Annotated in this window: 1 protein-coding gene; it reads left to right on the top strand. The window is 64.8% G+C overall.

Annotated elements, in window-relative coordinates:
* The first annotated feature begins 237 nt into the window (after positions 1–237).
* Positions 238–1,173 carry a hypothetical protein gene (locus JZ792_RS41180; protein ID WP_216918411.1) on the top strand — a complete coding sequence of 312 codons (936 nt, stop codon included), beginning with the start codon at positions 238–240 and terminating at the stop codon, positions 1,171–1,173.
* Positions 1,174–1,186: the final 13 nt, after the last annotated feature.

Raw genomic sequence — 1,186 nt, 5'->3', positions numbered from 1 at the left:
ACTACCGTAAACACGGACGTACCTTCCCGACCGGCGTTGGCGCGCCGGCATGATCAAGACTTCGGACTGATAGATCATCCGGGAAGGTGCGTCCTCCCCGTCATCCACAGGTCCTAATCATTTCTCTCCGACGTCGCGACGAAGACCGAGGTACTCCATCAGATCCTCACCGGTTTCGTCCGCAGCGACTTTTTTTGGTGGCCCAGGGAATTCGTGTTCGTCCCGACCTCGCAGGTCGTGTCGTTTCTGTTCGGTCGGCTACCGGATCCGGATCTGTGCCCACACCTGCCGAAGGTCCGGGTGGTCGAGGCTGTCGCGACGATGCGGCGTGAGGAGAAGTTGTGGCTGGTCAACGCCGTATCGCGTGGCCCGCATGTGTTGGGCGAGGCGATGGAACATCTGCTGGCCGAGACCGACCACCCGCAGTGGCTCTACATGCTCGAGGAAGTATTCCTGGCGATCCCCGACAGCTTCTACCTCGTCAACAGCAAGAACCGACGATCGCCGATACCCGACGATCGGCTGGCTCGCTTCCTGCGCATCGTGCAGACCAATCCACATATCCCGTTACCCGCTCGGCCGATGGCCGCGTCCGGGGACATACCGGTTCACGACGACGATGTGCTGCTGGCGGTGGCCGTCGATCGTCTCGATCTAGTCGACTACTACTTCGAGTTACGCTCGGCCGACACGTGCGTGCGCGCCTTGCTCCGCGGGGCGAGTGCGTCCGAGGTCCCCGTATTCGCCGACCGGTGCCGTCGAGTTCTGGCCACCCTCGAATCCGCGCAAGCACGCTCATACCTGGCTGGGCACGCCATGGGCGAGGGATATCCGCCGGCGGCGGTGGCGCGTGAGATCGTGGTCGAAACCGGTTGGATGTGGGACGAGGACCCGGTGCTGTTCACGTTCCTGACCGAGCAGTGGGACCGCTACGACACCCTCGACCCGGACGGATCCCGATTGCGCGCGTTCTGCCACAGCGGCACCCGTGACGCCAACTTCTATCGTTCGAGGATCGAGAAGCTCGCTCACCGCACCCACCGCGCCAACCCCTACCCGCCGTTGCCCCCGGAACGCATCTGGGACCTCTACGACGACGGCCTCAGCGGCGAGGGCGGCTGCGGCGGAGGCGGAGGCGGTGGGGATGGCGGAGGCTGCGGCGGCGGCGACTGAACCCTGGGGGACC

Source organism: Nocardia noduli (genome assembly GCF_019038455.1).
Classification (GTDB): Bacteria; Actinomycetota; Actinomycetes; order Mycobacteriales; family Mycobacteriaceae; genus Nocardia; species Nocardia noduli.
This window is presented reverse-complemented; position numbering and strand designations above follow the sequence as displayed.